Below are 18,236 nucleotides of genomic sequence, written 5' to 3'. Positions count from 1 at the left end.
CTAAAACAAATCATCGAAAACCCGCGCCGGAGCCTCCCTATCCGCCTTCAAAAAGTATTCATATCTGCCGAATCTCGCCAGCGCCTCTTGGTCGGGCAGCCATACCCATTCGTCGATTTCGGTCTGGCATCGGTGGGCCCGAAACGCGGCTAGCTTTGCTTCCAGATGTGCGAGTACGTCGATTTTGATGACATCCTTACGGGAGTACCCGAACCGCTCCGGGCGCTCCATCGCGTCGCCGAACGTAATGAAATATAAAGCCCCCCGATGTCCTATTCGTTGAAACGCAGCCGTCGTCGCTTTTCCAATTGCGCAATGATCTGGATGTCCACCCAGCGTTTCGTGAAACGTAAGCACGACATCGGGATCCACTTCATTAATGAGAGCCGCAATCCGTGCTGTCAGGCTATCCTCATCGGCAAACTCCACTGTCTTGTCGCGGATATCCAGAAATAAGAGCTGCCGGATGCCCAGGCTCTCGCAAGCCTGCCGTAGTTCCATTTCGCGGGCAGCCGCCATCGATTCCCGGTTGAGATAGGGTGGGTTGCCCATACGTCGACCCATTTCACCCCGCGTGGCGCTCACCAGCGTAATGTCGACCCCCTCGCTAGCGTATTTGGCTAGAGTACCTCCACAAATAAACGACTCGTCGTCCGGATGGGCGAACACCGCGAGCAGCTTTTTGGCTTTATCGATATTGTTCATTCTGGAAACGGCTCCTTTCCCAAGTGCAGAGCAACATTCATCCGACCTCTGTCATCATAGCCGGCCAGCAAAAGACGACCACTTCCATCTACCTCATAATGCGTGAGCGCCTCCATTCGTAGCCAGCCATGCCCATCGAATCGTAGAGCGGCCCGAAAAGGGCCTTCCCCCGCTATAAAGGCATGAGTAACCTTAACCTTGAAATTGCGAACGAAGACAAATGAAGTCGCTTCGCTGTGGATATAAGCGTCAGTCCCGACGAAGGTCTGAAGCTCGGCTTCTACTTTCGACCTGATTATTTTGATCATCGCGTTTGGCTCTCTTTTCCGAAGGATTTAAATTGCTACATAATCGTAATCACAAAATAGCATCTTTTAGCCCAATATTCAAACGGGACAACCCTATTTTGGAAATGCCGAATTACATTTAATCCCCTATAATAACAGTTTGATTCGTTTGATCCCAGTTTACCTTCGCCCCTAGCGCTTCACTAACAAATCGAACGGGAACCAGTGTCGTACCATTGTGTAAACGAGGGGACACATCCAATTGAATGCCGCGACCATTAATGAAGGCTTCATTAGAGTCAATCTTTAAATTGATTTTACTACTCCCTTTACTCGCAGTAACTGACTGTGTTTCACCATCCCATGTAATGTCCGCACCCAGAGCAACAAAGATGCGACGCATAGGGACAAGAACTGTTCCATTTTCTAACACTGGCTGTTCATCTCCGTAATAACTTTGAACATACCCATTAACTTTGACAGTTATAACATTGCCATATTTAATGACAGCTCCACGGCTTTCCCCAGCTTTAATTACATTATAAACACTAGCATCCAATGGATTATTAATGAGATTAATTTCCCAAAGTTTTGGAAAATTGTTCAGTACATCAATATTAGAAATCTGATTATTGGCTAATGTTAATTTACTTAATCTAGTAAGTCCTGCAAGAGCAGATATATCCTTCACTTGATTGAAACTAATATTCAGACTATCTAATGCGGATAGGCCTTTTAATGGTTGGAGATCTACGATCTTATTCTCTGATAAACCTAAGCTTCGAAGTCTTTTAAGATTCCTCAATGGAGTCAAATCAGTAATGTTATTGTGATCTAGAAATAAAATATCTAACTTATTCAAACCAGAGAGAAAATCTATATTCTCTAAACGATTTGAACTAAGAGTTAAGAACGTTAATGAATCGATTTTCCCAAGTAGAGTAAAGTCTTTGATCGGATTAGCATCCAGAAAGAGAGTCGTTAACTTAGGTAATTTTTGAAGAGGCGTAAGATCAGTGACTTGATTACCGCTAAGATTCACACTCGGTAATCCTACCATTTTAGAAAGTGGTGTAAGATCTGAAACCTCATTACCAGATAGATCCAAACGTTTTAGTGACACAAGCTTATTGAGTGGTGAAATATCGGTAATACGATTTTGCGATAGTTGCAGATCGGTTAAACTAACCATACTTTGAAGGAAAGTTAAGTCTTGAAGATCAAAATGGCTGAGATCCAGATTCTCAACTTTATTTAAATTTTTTAAAATAGTTAGATCTTTAATCGGATTTTCGTCAAAACTCAGAATTCTTAAATCCGGCATATTTTTCAGCACACTTAAATCATTGATCTGATTCCTGTCAATAGAGAGAGCAGACATCCCTGATAATTTCTCAAGAGAGCTAATATCTTCAATACGATTACTACTTATAAAAAGAGCACTCAATTGGGTTAGTCCTGATAATGGAGAAATGTCCTCAATATGATTGTAATAAGCAGTTAGAGACTTTAGATTTTTCATACCTTGCAGTGCCGTTATATCTTTAATCTCATTACTGTAAATGTCTAATCTTTCAAGTTTAATTAGCTTTTTTAGAGGCTCAATATTATTAATCTTATTGTCATACAAAGAGAGACTTTTAAGATTCGTCAGCTCCTTCAAAGGTGTAATATCCGTTATTTCATTATGATTAAAATCGATAGATGTTAACTTTGTTAAGTTAGCAATTGGAGAAAGATCCGTAAGTTTATTCTCGCCAATATATAATGTAGTCAAGTTTGTTGCGTATTCTAATCCTTTTAGACTTTTGATTCCAAGCCAACTAGCTCCGGAAATATCACTCAATGACTCCATATCTTGAATGGTGATCGAACCGCTTGTTATCTCCAGTTTTTTTCTTAATAATGACTCTAAAGCAGGATCCTCAATGTTTACTGTACTTGTCGGTTCGGCTTTTGCAACGTTAGTCTGGCCTATTAGATTCACACCTAAGAATTGAATGAAAATGAGTAAGGATATTATTACTTTTGCTGTTATTCGCATATTATGCCTCCGTGTCTATTATATTTCCCTTAGAAATAAGAGTACAAAAAAGACCATAGAATCAAAAGTCCATGACCGAGTAATATAATACTGCCGATAACCAGCACGACAAAATCCAATGCCATATTTATCTCTTTTTTATGATGTGTACCAAATACATTACTAATGGCGTTCCTATAACTCCAACAATTAGAACCAAAATTTGTGCTTTTGATTCCATAATGGAGTTTTAAAGTTTCGGCTACTAAACCTTTTGACATATTTTCCACGGAAGGTTCTGTGAGCTTCAGCACTAGGAATAATAATCCTTCTACAAATGCCAAGGAGCCAAGCAGTAGAACTGACATCCAAATCATTTTTTTCAACTTATCTCCTCCTTCATAAGGGAGAGCGCATCATAAATGCAGTGCGGGTTAAAGATGGGAAGCGTATCGCTTGTAACTGCAAATATTGGCCACATCATCAATAAGAAGGTAGAATTAATGCTTAAACTGACCTCGTTTGCCTACATCTAGGAAATGTTGAACACCCCAAGAATGGCTTCCCTTCTTTCCCTTTCCTTGCAACCATAGGGGCACCACATGAACATATTATTTCTTTAGCAGTAGCAACTTGCGCTTGCGACTTTTGCATATCCGATCGAATAGCATTCTTCTCAAGTTGCAGCTTAGACTTCTTGTTGGTTGGCTGCCATTTACCCCATGTTTTTAATTTCTGTTCTACAACTGCTCCATGCCAGTAGTCAACTTTAAACTGCTCCGCTTCTTTTTTGGCCGGTTCTGTTAAATCCGATGTAGTGATAAGTAAGGATAAAATACAATCATGGTTTCTCTTAGCCCCGACCAGTTCCCTTACGATCTGCACGCCAACTGAATTATGGTTAGAATAGCATTTAGCTTGAACGGCTGTTTTCTCACCCCGTTGGTCAATAATGACAAGATCTACTCCACCATCCTTACCACCCACACCAACTTCCTTAACCTCAAAACCTTGATCACGAAAATACAGTGCAAGCAAACGTTCAAACTCCGCTCCAGATAAGCTTTCTAACGAACTACTTAAAATCTCTTGATCCGATCTATTTTGTAGCGTGCGCGGTCTTTGGGTTCTGCTGTTGCCTGAACTTTTTTTAGGTTTACTGACTCTTCCTTTTTTCTTACTAGAAAGTAAAGATACACAGACACTTATCATGACAAAAAAAAGTACCATACCTATAATCATGCCTGTGGTATTCCAGTTTTTAACCAAATTTTTTATTTCATCAAAATGATTTACACAAGTAAATAAAATGTAGACGGCTCCTATAAACCAAGCAATTGTCGCAAGCTTCTCGTGTACCCATTTACTTAGAAATCGGTAATAAAGTATAGCTCCTATTATCGAAAATAGAGCAATACACATTGCAATGAAAATTAATGGAGCAAGCAAATTTTGATTCATGTATTGAGATAGTTCATTATTCATTGGGTATAATTCCCTTCTATGCCTTAGGTAGGATGTCGCTAGGATCTGTTGGATAAATTCGACATAAAATTACACATTCCTTCCAACTTTGTAAGTTAGAAAAAACACCCTTTGATCAGGTTTACAAAAACGTTATTATTAAAAATTGAACATCCTTGAAATATTTGGTACTATCACGTAGGTAAATACTACTATATTTTAGGAGATGAAGAGGTAAATGAGGTTCAAACAAATCGGACTAATATTATTAACATTTATTGTAACATTGACTTTATCGCAGTCTGTTTACGCTCACTCGGGTAGAACAGATTCCAGTGGAGGGCATAATTGTTCAGCTAGCTCTCAGGCTAAAGGGTTGTGTTCTGGATATCACTATCACAATGGTGGGTCTTCATCCGGCAGCAGCTCATCATCTGGTGGATCAACTTCCAAGACTGCACCAGCAGCCCCAGTAGAAACTATTCCAAGTGGACATGTCAAAGTTGTAAAACCGACATACAGTATTTACGTAAATGGTACTTCAGTACCAAATTCATCCCTAAAATACCCCGTCATATCGTATAAAGATATTACTTATTTCCCTATGACTTTTAAGTTTACCCAAGCACTTGCTTTAGAAACAATATGGGATGCAAATACTGGATTTGTAATTCGAAAAACTTCTAATAAAGCTGGTAAACTTGAATTTGACTACGGTTCCACGAACACAAACCTGTATGCTAAGGAACCAGATTTTAACATCTATGTCAACGACAGCTGGATTGATAATGGTTCCGAGGAGTACCCTTTACTAGTATTAAACGATGTTACCTATTTCCCAATGACATGGCACTATGCAGTTGATGAACTAGGATTAACAATTAAGCTTGAAAATAATGCTTTTTATATATCCAAATAGTTGACTGCCTTCGGGCAGTTTTTCTTTTGTAAGCTAAAATGAACCCCATCTGCCTTAAGATTGGGTTCATTTACTATGTATTAATTATCTTTTTGAATCAGACTGACAATCAGATAAGGTTTTTTCACCAACTTAACACCAATTTTTACACTAATAGAGTCTTAACAGGTGCCCCATGCCGCGGACACAAAAAAAAGTCCCTACATCACCATTCACGGTGATGTAGGGATACTATTTTTCAAAGACTATTTCGTTGCGTCGATTTGTTTAAGTATTAGAAATTAAGGAATTGTCCACGACTACTCTCATTGATTAAATATTTGATAATTCGTTTCACTACATAATTTGCAGCTTCTTCGATTGAAAACTTGCTCATATCGATTACGATTTCCGGGTTCCCAGGTGTATTATTTGTGCTCGAACTACCTGTAACCGTTCTGTTTACATAAACTTCAATAAATTCTTGGCCAATGATGTCACGCGCGGCCTGATCGTTTTCGATCGAGGAATCATTCGATACCAATGCAATCAGTCCAGCATCGTTCATCAATTTGGCAACTTCTGCTAATCGCTGCAACGATTCTCCCTGGCCATTCTTGAGTAACATGGTGTGATGGCCTGTCGATACCAAACGTTTTTCAACTTCCTTCGCAAGGGCCGATTGATCTGAAACCAAACCCGTGAACCAAAGGGTCAAAGGATTTTGACCTTTTTGCTGAGCACGAACTTCTCTGGTGATTTCCGTATCTAACTGTACAACATTATCTGAGCCTTGAAGGGTTTGCTCGATCACTCCGCAAGCGGATGTCATATTGGTGACACGATCGATCAGAATAAATCCGCCAATGCTTTTATTTTGTTCAAAAGAATCAATAACGATTTTGTCTGATAAAGAAAACTCACATTTTGCCAATTCATTTTTGACAATATGATCGGTTGGAACCGTTTTTCCAGTATTAATTTCGATTTTATGCGTAATGGCCGTTACGGTACCTGGCAGTACTTTCGTACCTACTTTGACCAGATAGTTTTTACCTGGCGTCAGTACGGAATCGTCCATCCAAAGGATCGTGGCGTTAAAACTGTCCGCCTCTTGAATTTGACTATCCTTCGTGAATACACAGCCCCGCGAAACGTCGACTTCCCGATCCAATTGAATCGTTACGGGCTGCCCAGCATAGGCGTAATCCCGATCTTGATCTCCCACGAGAATCCGTTTAACTTTCGCCTTCTCATGACTAGGCAGCGTTGTCAGCTCATCGCCAACCGCGATAAGCCCACCCTCGATCTGCCCTTGGAAGCCGCGAAACGTATGGTCCGGACGGCATACACGTTGAATCGGCATCATAAATTGCTTCGCATTGTCGTTCTGATGAACGTCCACATTTTCCAAATACGGCAGCAAAGCAAGGCCTTCGTACCAAGGAGTATTTGGCGATTTTTTCGTAATGTTATCCCCTTCTGTTGCAGAGACAGGGATCACCTGAATGCTTTCAAAGTGAAACTCAGCGGTCAATTGCAAGAATTCTTGTTTGATCGCATCAAATATCTTAGGATCAAAATTCACTAAATCCATTTTATTCACGGCTAAAACAAGATGTTTAATGCCCATAAGTGCGCAAATCCGAGTGTGGCGCTTGGTTTGAGTAATAACCCCTTTTTTCGCGTCCACAAGAATGATAGCCAGATCCGCAAAAGATGCGCCAACGGCCATGTTACGGGTATATTCTTCGTGTCCAGGCGTATCCGCTACGATGAAAGAACGGTGGTCCGTCGTAAAATACCGATAAGCCACATCAATCGTAATGCCTTGCTCACGCTCGGCCAGCAGCCCGTCAAGAAGCAAGGAATAGTCAATTTTTCCGCCGCGGCTGCCAAGTCTGCTATCCAGTTCTAATGCTCTTTCTTGGTCGGCGAACAAAAGCTTTGCCTCGTAAAGCATATGTCCAATCAGGGTGGATTTTCCGTCGTCCACACTTCCACAAGTGATAAATTTAAGCAGACTCTTCATTTTAGAAATATCCCTCCCGTTTACGTCTTTCCATACTGCCAGCCGCTTCTTGGTCGATAACCCGCGTTGTCCGTTCGGATGACACCGCACCTAGAGTTTCTTCAATAATGGCATCAATTGTATCCGCCTCCGACTCAGCACCGCCAGTAAGAGGATAGCAGCCTAATGTGCGGAAGCGCATCTTCTTCATTTCAACTTTCTCATGAGGCTCAAGCTTCAACCGATCATCATCCACCATGACCATATGTCCATCACGATTGACGACGGGTCTTTCTTTTGCAAAGTAGAGCGGCACAATATCAATGTTTTCTCTGCGAATGTATTGCCATATATCTTTTTCTGTCCAATTCGATATTGGGAAGACGCGGATGCTTTCTCCTTTATTAATTCTTGTGTTGAAAAGCTTCCACATTTCCGGTCGTTGGTTTTTCGGATCCCATGCATGATTCTTATTCCGAAACGAAAAAATCCGCTCTTTCGCACGCGACTTTTCCTCGTCACGTCTTCCACCGCCGAACGCAGCCGTAAATCCGTATTTGTCCAATCCCTGTTTCAATGCTTGAGTTTTCATAATATCGGTGTACGCGGAACCATGATCAAATGGGTTGATCCCTTGTTTAACACCCTCCTCGTTCGAATGAACAATCATTTCGATCCCAAATTCTTTCGCTTTGCGATCGCGGAATTCGATCATTTCTTTAAACTTCCAGGTTGTATCAATATGCATGAAAGGAAATGGCGGCTTCTCGGGATAAAAAGCTTTCAGCGCCAAATGCAGCATCACCGAACTATCCTTCCCGATCGAATACAGCATCACGGGATTTTCACATTCCGCCGCTACTTCTCGAATAATATAAATCGCTTCAGCCTCAAGTTGATCCAGATGCGTCATTTCATCTATGGAATCAAGCAATTGTTTTTCCATGAAAAGGTGCCTCCTTTTAATTCTTACTAAATCCATCGGTATTTTCTTATATACTATCAGATTCTAGCTTTTATGCAAAGTGGAAGAAAGTGAAAAACTCTATATTTCTATTATTTTTCACGATTATTGTCGTAGTTTTTTTGAAAGCGTCGCTTTCTTAGCGAAATAGTCACTTTATGGCATTAAAGTTCACCTTGTTACGCTGGCATGGAAGGGTTCAGAAAAGCGTGGGAGACGAATCCCTGTTCATTTTATCCATGCGAATATTAGATATTCTACCGTAATGAATGAAAGTTTCTTCACATAAATATTGGGGACGCAACATTTCGCGTCCCCAATCAGTCCACAGCCCTATTAATCTTTTACTCCATCCCCATGTAAATCAATGGAACAAGTACAAAAAATGCCATAGAATCCAAAGTCCATGAATGAGTAATATGATGCCGCAAATAACCAGCACGACAAAAACCAATGCCATATAATTATTTCTTTTTTATGATGTGTACCAAATACATTACTAATGGCACTCCTATAACTCCAACAATTGGAACCAAAATTTGCGCCTTGATTCCTTAATGGAGTTTTAAAGCTTCGGCTGCTAAACTTGTAAACCCTTAATCTTATTTTCCAAAAAGCTCTTCTCTAGTCTGATATGAAGTAATTCGGTATCAAAATCCTGACCCATGGTATGAACCGCGGTAACAATGTCTTCAGCTGTTAGTATATGAATAGAATCTGCCTGGTCTGAGATATACTTTAAAATAACTTCTATAAACTCTTTGCATACTCCAATTCTTTGAATGAGTACATTTTCCTCTGCTACGAATTCATCGTATTTGATAACAATATCTTGAATGCCATTCGCCTCCACTATCGGTACCTGTATGCGTACCAGTAATAAATCAATTATATGGTACGTTATTGCGTATAGTCAATATTTAAATATGGCATCTCAAAGGTGACTCTACATGGCAAAAAAAATCGTAGTTAAAATCTCGAACCTAACCAAACAACATAAAATATCTTTACGTGAACTATCTAGATTAGCCGATGTGAGACATGCAGCCTTAAGTGAATTATCTAATGGAAAAAGAGAAAACGTGAATTTCAGTCATATTGTTAGAATTGCGGAGGCTCTGGATATTGAAGATATTCGGGAGATTATTGATCTTGTTGAGGTTGATAATGAGGATGACAGGTTAGGCTTGAGTGAAAGCAAGAAAACCTAGAGGCTGCAGCTTCTAGGTTTTCTATTTACAATATTTACATGTATTTAAAACTCAATAATCATTTTTTTGAAGTCGACCTTCAAACCAACAGCAGTCATGAAGTCTATACCTAATATTCCCTCAAAACCGTATGGATCCCTTGTTATACCCAATTGAAGCACATCCAGTATCAAACAATACATTTCTCATTTCAATTGTTTTCTCTTGATAAGTGCACGAATAAGAAACTAACGGAAGACCATTCTCAAGTCTAAGTTTCATCATGGTCTTCGAATTCCTGTAAAGTATTCCTCTATAACTTCAATTTCCTGTTTACTCGTATGAAAGACATAAAACTCACGATCAGGATTCTCCTTATGGTGGATTTTATAACCTTCCCAAGCATTTATAGGATTATCAAATTCTTCTACAACTGTCATTTCTTCAATCGTACGCAAACGATTCTTTGACACTGCTTTAATTGCTTCTACTAAAACAAATCGACTGGGGTAATGGTTGCAAATTTCAGACCATTTCATATCACACAGCCCCTTTAATATCAGTTTTATTTAGTATAACATACATTTACTGTTCCATATCGCTGTATAACGTTGCACGATAAACCTATATCCAACTACTCCAGAATCCTAACTCGACTTCAATCATTCACTCCCATAGCCTAACGCCTAGTACATTTCCAGCAAATCCACCTGATTATGGTCTAACTCCACTTTTACACGTCCCAATCGCCGCTGCTCGCGCCAAGTCATCAAGTCCTCTTCGGTTTCTAACTTCAACTCAGCAATTTCCATTGCGCGTTCAAACATTTATTTAGAGGTATACAAAACACTGTAAATCCCAAGACCACCAGGAACAATCGGCTTCTCCCGCTTCAACCATCTCTCCATAGTAAACTTCACATACGGCTTTTCCTCGGTACCACGTCTCGCCGGTCGTTCAATAATCTCCTTGCGCCTTACTACCTTCCAGTCAAGTACTTTGCCAAACCAATGAATCCCTACTTCACCTGAAGATCGGAACTCCTTAAGTGATTGATAGAGTGCTATGTACTCTATCTGTGTTAATAGCGTATGGTCTGAGATATTCTCTGCTTACTCTAGTATACAAAAAAAAGTACCCACAGTCTGAACACTTTTTCAAAGTGTCCAGACTGTGGGTACCAGTGTATTCAGCTTCTAGTTTTTTTTGTAATAATCTTTATTTACATGCACCGTATGCGAGTCAGAAAGCGAGTTTTATAGAGACTGTTATAGTCGGCTGGAGCCTTGATTTTACTGGGTTTTTGATGTTCGTATTATGTTCGCTTAGGCTGGTTTTGGTTGGTTTAGGAGAGGTTTTTTCACCAAATTTACACCAGTTTTACACCAATAGTTTCACAATAATAGAATGGTTTATTAAGAATAAGGTTTATTACCAATTTATCACCAACTTTACACCATTTTATTACCAAAATTATCACAATAGCTATACATGTACCCGTAGAAATATAAAATGGGTACATGTTAGGAACTGCATTTACCCCAAATTGAAAACACAAAAGTAATTGAAGCAAAACCAAACGGGTTGCAGAAAGAAAATCCCCACTAATCATCACGGAATCGAATTTAAGGGAATATCCGACTTTAGCCCCTTCTGCCACGATACATCTTTGATCGTATTATTTTACAAAAAACTCTCGGATTTTTTATATTCCCAAATCGTGATATCAATAGATATTTATAACTCAATGCCTCTATCTCTGGCTATTATAAAGTAATCTTTCATAATCCCATTTAGATTTGCCTTCCCCAAAGCAGTTAACTCAAATATGTACAATGTTGTTTGCGGAACTAAACCTGTATGTGTGTATGGCATAAGAATAAATTGATCTATTTCATATTCTTTATTAGAAGTATAGAACGCTCTAAAAACCTTTAAAGGATCAGTATTACCACATTCTACTACCTTCTTATCTTCCTTAGCGTAAATATCAGCTTTTCCGGCAGGGTACCATTGTTCTGTTAATGGGTTAGTTGATCCTTGATCAATCAACCATTTAGTGCCCCACCATTTGAGCATTCCATGTTCTAAACTTTCTTTTACGTTATCCGTAGTTGCCCTTAAATAGAATTCTCGATCTGTAGTTGGTGGATAAGATGTTGATGGTGGTTCTTGATATTCAGTATAACTATCTACATAAACATTGAAATGTTTCAAATTAAGCCATGTTGCAAGTAACTGGTAATACAAAGGTAATCCTCTTACGTAGCCTTTATGATTATCACTATAAAATAGGTTTTGAATTTGTATGATATCCCATTTTCCGGTTATAGGTTGCATATACTTTATCCTCCATATATAAATTTTCATTATTACATAGCTAATCTAATGTCTCTGTTGTTCAATGTCATCGAGGCATACATACCTCATCTCGTCTCGATGTGTTTTAGAAATTAAATTTTTGGAGAATAGCAACAAACTCATATCAAAGTTGATATGAGTCAAAAATCCTAACCAAGCTCTTTTATTGTTTCGCGTTAATGTAATATATAAATCACGACCCAGGAATTTGTAGGGTAAGCAATTTGAAATATGAACGGGGTATATTGGTTATGTGACAAATGAAATTCAGAAAGGTTTTAGCACCTATTAATATTTCTGAATAATTATTAAAAATACTTGTGAGATCTTCAATTTCTATATCTTTTGATTGGAGATCATATTCCATCAGGACATAGTCCAAGAATCTTAATAAATCATAATAATATAATGGATTACTCGTTACTCTCAGGACCAAATCATAATATGATTCAAAATAACTGGGTGGTGTCATATTAAATGATGGCATTTTCTGCGGCAATATAATATCGGGATATTGATTCTTCACCATACCATATGCCACCTTAAATGCTGTCTCAAACATTTCAGATCTTCTCTTATTCGAAATATCACTTGATGTAAGCCCTTCTTGAATTGTTTCCTTTTTCTCGCTATCCGAAAAATAGTAAATTTCCTTAGAGATATTAAATATAGATAACAAGAACAAAGTAACTAACTCATAGATTCCCCATTTAACTATGTCCGTTTGATCGTTACTTAATGGATTTTCTAAAGTTGTAGAAAGTTCACGTAACGCAGTTATAGTACGTTTAGATTTTGTATAATTATCAAGGATCCAATAATCAGAAGAAATAAATTTTGCGATTTTTTTATTAACTTGCTCATTTGGTAAATTTAACTTTGATAGATTATTGATTTTATTAAACTGTGTTTGAGGGTTCCAAGAACCCTTCCAGTTTTCACTTACAACACCAAAATCTTTTTCAAGTTTTTCAATAATAGATAAATCTAATATTTGTATTCCTGATTTCCGGGCATATTGCTTAACTGATGTTCTAGCTCCCCCTGCGACAAATATCATATCGTTTATTTCAAAATCCACCATAATACCCTTAATCCAAGAAATCCTTTTGTGGATTTCAACACCACCTGACTTACAATCTACCCAAGTTGTTTTCGAGGTGAAATCTTTATGGATATATATACCATAAACATCCAAATCGGTGATTTTATCGGCACTTTCATCAGAATGAGTTAGTATATCTATACCTATTCTTGTGTAATACCCCATAAAAAATAGTAGCCTCTTCATGCGGTATTCAAGTTTATAACCATTTGGAACAGTATTCTTATCACTTGGCGCAATAATTTCTGTTTCCGCGACATTATCTTTTTTATTTTTCCAATTTTTCTTTCCTAATTGCTGGCTTTTACCTTTGTTCGAGGTTTTTAATTTGGAACTATCCTCAAAAAATGCAGTTTGAACTTGTTTGTCAACAGGCAATTTTGGGGTATCAATTGGTTTGTCAAGAATTTCCTCGGATTTCTTCTTATTATCTAATTTATTATCAGTGAATGCATTTTTTTCATCGATATTTCCAGTCAATTATATGACCCCCTTTTACAATAATTCACCTCTTAACATTCTCAAAGCTTCATCGGTAACTTCCTTCATAGCCTCCGTTGATTCACCCATTAAAATACGATTTTCTTCAGGTGATAAACTGGAATTCAAATCCATAATGGAACCAAAGTTAGTTACTTCAGTATCCGAAGGTATCATATAATCTGGACTGGAAATGATTTTCAAGGCTTCTTCGGCTATATCTTTACGTAATAGCTCTAAACATGGTCCAGTTCTATTAACATAATTACCATAATACCTACTGTACTTACTTTTTGTTTTTTCCACAACCCTTACAATTCCTCGCTTCTCGAGCATTATATAATCTGTTGAATTGGCATTATGTGGACCGATGTCTCCGTTATTTATCAAGTAACTTAAAAAGTCTTTTGGATCCCATATAGTTGAATGTGGCGTGTAGTTCTCGCCAAATCTTATTGAAGCAAGTAATAACTTTACATCATCTAAGATGTCATCCTTGTAATCTTCTGGTTTCAAAAGATCGGCGCTAAATCCAAATTCCTTGTTGATGCCCCTTGTAGAGCTTATTGTCATAGGAGTTATCATTCCTATTTTTTTTGCAAGATTTAAGAATTCCATTGTTTCAGGCGCCATTCTCTCTAAAGGAAAACCTTGTGATTTCTGGATTATATCGATTATTTGTTTTATCTCTTCTTTTTCTTTCAAGTCAAGATGTGAAACTGCCATAGCAATTTTTTTATGGTCTTTACCCCATACATATTCATTACTAATAATGGCTCCTTGATTTCTTGATTTGTTAAGAATTTGAATTAACCTAAATTGGGCTTGTAAGGCGAGAGATAAGGATATATCTCTTTCCGAAAAGCTTTGCTTTGTGAGCATCTGAATGAGATCATCCTGAAGATAAGGAATCTTCTTTGTTTCATCCATTGTATCTACAACTATCCGCTCAACATCTGTTGGATCCGAATTTTCAAAAACCTGCCCAGAAATTTCTAAAACGCTGGATTGTTCAAACATGTATTCTACTAAACCAGTAATGTTGCCCACTGAGTCAGTAACAAGTTCAATCTTACCATCAGCTGCATCTGCCAGTTCTGGTAATATAAATCTTACTAACTCTTTTTTCCCTGTAATCCCTACACCATTAGCTATCACAAGCAACTTATTTATGTCATGAATTTCTTTATTCCCTCTTATAGCTCCGAGAAATCTACCTACTTTTCCCGCTAAGTTTAAGCTTCCCAATTGAGATAGTCCTGTCGAATCATTTTGAAATACTTTTAAGTGTTTTTGTGTTGCTACTGACCAGTACCCCGTTTTTATCTTTTGTTGGTCTGACATGATAGAATTCCCCCACTTATATATTGTATAATTACCAAATTTTTCATATACAATATTCGACAATCAAACTTAATTTCCCTTCTAACAATTAGCAAATCAAATAAAAAAGCCTCTAGCGATTCTTTCGCATAGAGACTCTTTCATACCGATTCTTTCGGATTTAAGCTAATTATATTCGAAAATGGTAAACATGTCCAGAAGTTATAGGAACTTTATTTTCAAACTAACATTATTGCCCTCTCTGATAACTTCAATACGATCAATTATCATTTTAGCCAACTTGTTTAACTCAGACTTTTCAACTTTTTCAACATTCCAAGCTTCTTTGAATGAGAACCTCATCTATTTCCGTATTATTCTTGTACGTTCTTAAAAGTAATTTCTCGAGGGCACTTTCCGGTAACAAATAGTTATCCGAATTGTTCCAGAAATTTAGATAGAATAAGTGGCATGAAAATTATACTTATTTCGGTCTCAGCTCAAATTATCGCTCACCCAACCAAAATGGAGCTCTATTCCGTTTATAAATACATTTCTTGAAAGTTGATTACTCTCCCCTTGAAGATCGAAAAGTTTGAGGAAGTTATGATAATCACCGATCCAAGATGAAGTGGCACTGAATGAATGAATAAGAACAATTGCTTTATTAGCATTTAACTTCTTAGCTTCTAATAAAGCAGATGCTGTCCGATGTAGTAATTGATATCGAATATTATCTAGTGACACCGAAGCAGGGATTTGTAAAGTTTCTTCTAGGAAAGCAAGTCGTTGTCTCTTCCCCTCACTCGACTCATTTAACCAATCTTTTACCGTTTCACCAAAAGGTTCTTCAACCTTTCCTTCAACCATAATGATGACCAGATCTTGATTTACCTTACCGAGGATAAAGAGGTCATTTTGTGATGGAGCTCTTTGATTATTTAAGTAGACCTGATATTCTGGAAAAGCGAACAGGATTATCATTGTTTTAAATTGAGAGTCATCGAATAATTTTTGAACTTTATCAGGAAAACCGTTAGTTTGTGTCCATGTATTGGCAAGTTCGTAGGCGGAGTATCCCTTTCTCCATTGTCTTTCTGGGTTGGCCATTTGTTTTTTCCAATCATCAAGATTACCGGTTGCAATATAAAATGTTTTCATCGCTTCCTCCGATTCAGTAATAAATCCTCAATGTTTTCCATGAAGAAACCCATGCGACCTACAGTTATTGTTGATGTCATATTATTCGAATATAGATGGAAGCTAATTGATCTCCAATAATAAATTCACTACCTATGAGGATCACCCTTTTTCTACTCATATTCTATCGACAGTCCTTATAACATCTACTAGCCTATTTATGGCTTGTTGCTTCAATGGAGGTTTAGGTAACCAGCTAAAAGGATGCGTGTAATCACCTTCCTTATCCGCCGCAAACACTAATTTTTGCTTATGCTCCTCTCCCCATCCCTTCAATCTTTGAACATCTTCCTTAAATGCATTCTTAAGAAAACCCATAATGATAAAAGAAGAGTTCTTGCATTGATTATAGAAATGATCTTTCTCACTTGCTTCTTGTTCGCACAGTATAGAAGGATTTATTTCATTTGCAGTCAGAAGATTAACTACCTTATTATGATAATTATTTATCTTATTCCCATCGGTTTCAATTAGGGAAGAGATGTTATAAATCGATAGATATCCTCTTGGTTTAGAAATACCCACTAACTCATAAGCTGTTCTTACAACTCCTATTAGACTCCGCATCGTGGCATCAGGTGAATCCTCACCTGTAATGAAGTCGATATTCCCTTCACCCTTAATAAATAAATCCCAATCTCTATGCTTACTCATTTTGTAAGAACCTGGATTCGTCATAAACACAGTTCCAAGTGCTGTATCCTCATCATTAAAGTGAATTTTGGTGTCCGTTCTTACTAATGCCACTCCATCTACATGCTTTATTCTTCGTATTGTAGCTGTTACTTTTTCCGGATATATTCTTAATGGCATTAACAAACACCCCCGTGCTTATAATCCTAATGACTTCATATGCCCAGATAGACTATGAGGGTACTCGACAGTAACACTCTCCTTGTCCTTCTGGACCCATAGCTTTGCGATCTTGAGATCGGACAAAGCCTTAGTTATTCGCCCAACCTGAAGACGAATTCTCGGAATGTCTGGATTTGCAATTACGAGAATCGTGTTTTCATCTATACTTTCATAGAGCTTCAACATTAGTTGAATTTGTTCTGCTAGATGAATACCGATTTGTGTTGAATCAAATACCGTATTTATATCGTGTCCCATGGCTTGATTTCCCCTTGCCTCGATAAGAAGCTTTCTTCCTAACTTTACTGCATGTAAATCAGCATCGTTCCTCGAATCAACGACTTTGAAGTCAAACCCTTGTTCCTGTAAATAGGAGTAAATAATATCTTCGCACTGATTCTTGCTTATGATGAATGGATCAGGATTATTTAGCTGGCTATTAATCGAAGGCATAAAAATTCCTCATTTCTCCATATAGTGTTGAAGAAGTAGCAATGTTTCAGCAGCTTTACCTCTAAGGAAGAAATCAAATCTATCTTCCTTGCCAGTCTCTTCAGCATTGATTAAGATTAATTTCCCTTTTGTGATAAAAGGGGGACTGATTGACTGGATGTACCTGCAAGCTCGTTCCGATTACCATCACAACATCTGCACTTTCAATGGCCTCCATGGATCGCTGCCATGCATCATTAGGTAAATTTTCACCAAATAATACAACAGAAGGCCTCAACTTCCCTCCACACTGACAAGGCCGCTCGTATATAAAGGCTTCCTCATCAGTTGCTTTTCCACATGAATGGCAACGGAACTCTTTAATAGATCCGTGCAGTTCCTGAACACTACTGCTTCCTGCAGCTTGATGAAGACCATCTACATTCTGCGTTGCAATTAATTTGATATGACCAACTTGCTCCCAGCGCGCTAAAATTTTGTGACCAGCATGAGGTAGAATATTTCTTAAATGGTTAACACGTGTTGTGTAAAAAGAATGAAACAGTGGATAATTGGTTTCCAAAGCTTTTACTGTCGCCACAGTTTTGGGATCTATTTGCTTCCACCAACCTGATGGAGAACGGAAGTCTGGCACTCCCGATTCAACCGAACACCCTGCTCCGGTTAGTACAACCATATTTTTTGAGCGGGTTATGATTTGAGCAACCTCTTTGTAAACCATATAATAATCTCCTTTCTTATCTGAAAGGTAACAAAGGAATTCAATACAAAATCAATATATCATAAACAATTTATAATCACTGTCGTATCTTGTAAGGGCTTTAGAAGACAGGGCTCAAACTTGGCGAATTGGTAATGGAATAAAAAACAGCCAGAGAAGGAATTTATATTTCCTTCTCTGGCTGTTAATCTTTTTT

The 18,236-nt window shown here is 38.0% G+C and carries 18 protein-coding genes; 2 read left to right on the top strand and 16 right to left on the bottom strand.

What is annotated here, in order from left to right; genetic code table 11:
* The 5 genes from ACBP55_RS03740 to ACBP55_RS03720 all read right to left on the bottom strand — a co-directional run bounded on the left by ACBP55_RS03740 (nucleotide 1) and on the right by ACBP55_RS03720 (nucleotide 4,500).
* Nucleotides 1-705: a PIG-L family deacetylase gene (locus ACBP55_RS03740; protein ID WP_464649880.1), complete on the bottom strand. Its 705-nt coding sequence runs from the start codon at nucleotides 703-705 to the stop codon at nucleotides 1-3.
* Nucleotides 702-1,013: a DUF1806 family protein gene (locus ACBP55_RS03735; protein WP_464649878.1), complete on the bottom strand. Its 312-nt coding sequence runs from the start codon at nucleotides 1,011-1,013 to the stop codon at nucleotides 702-704. Before ACBP55_RS03735 ends, ACBP55_RS03740 begins: the two co-directional genes overlap by 4 nt.
* 118 nt (nucleotides 1,014-1,131) lie before the next feature.
* Entirely contained in the window at nucleotides 1,132-3,036 is a 1,905-nt protein-coding gene (locus ACBP55_RS03730) for a leucine-rich repeat domain-containing protein (RefSeq protein WP_464649876.1), read from the bottom strand.
* 29 nt (nucleotides 3,037-3,065) lie between these two features.
* Nucleotides 3,066-3,401 (bottom strand): hypothetical protein, encoded by a 336-nt coding sequence (locus ACBP55_RS03725; RefSeq protein WP_464649875.1) that lies wholly within the window; start codon nucleotides 3,399-3,401, stop codon nucleotides 3,066-3,068.
* A gap of 121 nt (nucleotides 3,402-3,522) precedes the next feature.
* Nucleotides 3,523-4,500, bottom strand: coding sequence for a restriction endonuclease (locus ACBP55_RS03720; RefSeq protein ID WP_464649874.1), 978 nt, complete (start codon nucleotides 4,498-4,500; stop codon nucleotides 3,523-3,525).
* Nucleotides 4,501-4,717: 217 nt separating this feature from the next.
* On the opposite strand from ACBP55_RS03720, the gene ACBP55_RS03715 reads away from it, so the two are divergent.
* Nucleotides 4,718-5,398, top strand: coding sequence for a YHYH domain-containing protein (locus ACBP55_RS03715; RefSeq protein WP_464649873.1), 681 nt, complete (start codon nucleotides 4,718-4,720; stop codon nucleotides 5,396-5,398).
* Nucleotides 5,399-5,672: 274 nt separating this feature from the next.
* Here ACBP55_RS03715 and ACBP55_RS03710 read toward each other — a convergent pair whose 3' ends face one another.
* From ACBP55_RS03710 to ACBP55_RS03700, 3 genes are all read right to left on the bottom strand, one after another.
* Complete coding sequence (locus ACBP55_RS03710) at nucleotides 5,673-7,409, bottom strand: GTP-binding protein (RefSeq protein WP_464649871.1); 1,737 nt, start codon at nucleotides 7,407-7,409, stop codon at nucleotides 5,673-5,675.
* Nucleotide 7,410: 1 nt separating this feature from the next.
* A complete protein-coding gene (gene cysD / locus ACBP55_RS03705) occupies nucleotides 7,411-8,334 on the bottom strand; it encodes a sulfate adenylyltransferase subunit CysD (RefSeq protein ID WP_464649869.1) in 924 nt (307 codons plus the stop codon).
* A 598-nt stretch (nucleotides 8,335-8,932) separates the two neighbouring features.
* Nucleotides 8,933-9,205, bottom strand: coding sequence for a hypothetical protein (locus tag ACBP55_RS03700; protein ID WP_464649867.1), 273 nt, complete (start codon nucleotides 9,203-9,205; stop codon nucleotides 8,933-8,935).
* 97 nt (nucleotides 9,206-9,302) lie between these two features.
* Here ACBP55_RS03700 and ACBP55_RS03695 point away from each other — a divergent pair, with 97 nt between their 5' ends.
* The gene (locus ACBP55_RS03695; protein WP_464649865.1) at nucleotides 9,303-9,563 is read left to right on the top strand and encodes a helix-turn-helix domain-containing protein; all 261 of its coding nucleotides are present in this window, start codon (nucleotides 9,303-9,305) and stop codon (nucleotides 9,561-9,563) included.
* A gap of 260 nt (nucleotides 9,564-9,823) precedes the next feature.
* Here ACBP55_RS03695 and ACBP55_RS03690 read toward each other — a convergent pair whose 3' ends face one another.
* The 8 genes from ACBP55_RS03690 to ACBP55_RS03655 all read right to left on the bottom strand — a co-directional run bounded on the left by ACBP55_RS03690 (nucleotide 9,824) and on the right by ACBP55_RS03655 (nucleotide 18,040).
* A complete protein-coding gene (locus tag ACBP55_RS03690; RefSeq protein WP_464649863.1) occupies nucleotides 9,824-10,081 on the bottom strand; it encodes a hypothetical protein in 258 nt (85 codons plus the stop codon).
* A gap of 1,198 nt (nucleotides 10,082-11,279) precedes the next feature.
* Entirely contained in the window at nucleotides 11,280-11,882 is a 603-nt protein-coding gene (locus ACBP55_RS03685; protein ID WP_464649861.1) for a hypothetical protein, read from the bottom strand.
* 214 nt (nucleotides 11,883-12,096) lie between these two features.
* Nucleotides 12,097-13,488, bottom strand: coding sequence for a hypothetical protein (locus tag ACBP55_RS03680; RefSeq protein WP_464649859.1), 1,392 nt, complete (start codon nucleotides 13,486-13,488; stop codon nucleotides 12,097-12,099).
* Nucleotides 13,489-13,503: 15 nt separating this feature from the next.
* Nucleotides 13,504-14,832, bottom strand: a complete 1,329-nt coding sequence (locus ACBP55_RS03675; protein WP_464649857.1) for a hypothetical protein — start codon at nucleotides 14,830-14,832, stop codon at nucleotides 13,504-13,506.
* A 474-nt stretch (nucleotides 14,833-15,306) separates the two neighbouring features.
* On the bottom strand, nucleotides 15,307-15,972 hold the full coding sequence (locus ACBP55_RS03670; RefSeq protein WP_464649855.1) for a DUF6946 family protein: 666 nt from the start codon (nucleotides 15,970-15,972) through the stop codon (nucleotides 15,307-15,309).
* Between the two features lie 156 nt (nucleotides 15,973-16,128).
* Nucleotides 16,129-16,824: a hypothetical protein gene (locus ACBP55_RS03665; protein ID WP_464649853.1), complete on the bottom strand. Its 696-nt coding sequence runs from the start codon at nucleotides 16,822-16,824 to the stop codon at nucleotides 16,129-16,131.
* A gap of 18 nt (nucleotides 16,825-16,842) precedes the next feature.
* Entirely contained in the window at nucleotides 16,843-17,319 is a 477-nt protein-coding gene (locus ACBP55_RS03660) for a hypothetical protein (RefSeq protein WP_464649851.1), read from the bottom strand.
* A gap of 100 nt (nucleotides 17,320-17,419) precedes the next feature.
* Nucleotides 17,420-18,040: an SIR2 family NAD-dependent protein deacylase gene (locus ACBP55_RS03655; protein ID WP_464649849.1), complete on the bottom strand. Its 621-nt coding sequence runs from the start codon at nucleotides 18,038-18,040 to the stop codon at nucleotides 17,420-17,422.
* Between the last annotated feature and the right edge of the window lie 196 nt (nucleotides 18,041-18,236).

Source organism: Paenibacillus sp. WG02 (genome assembly GCF_055396115.1).
The sequence above is the reverse complement of the archived record's forward strand: the minus strand, read 5'-3'. Positions and strand labels throughout refer to the sequence as shown.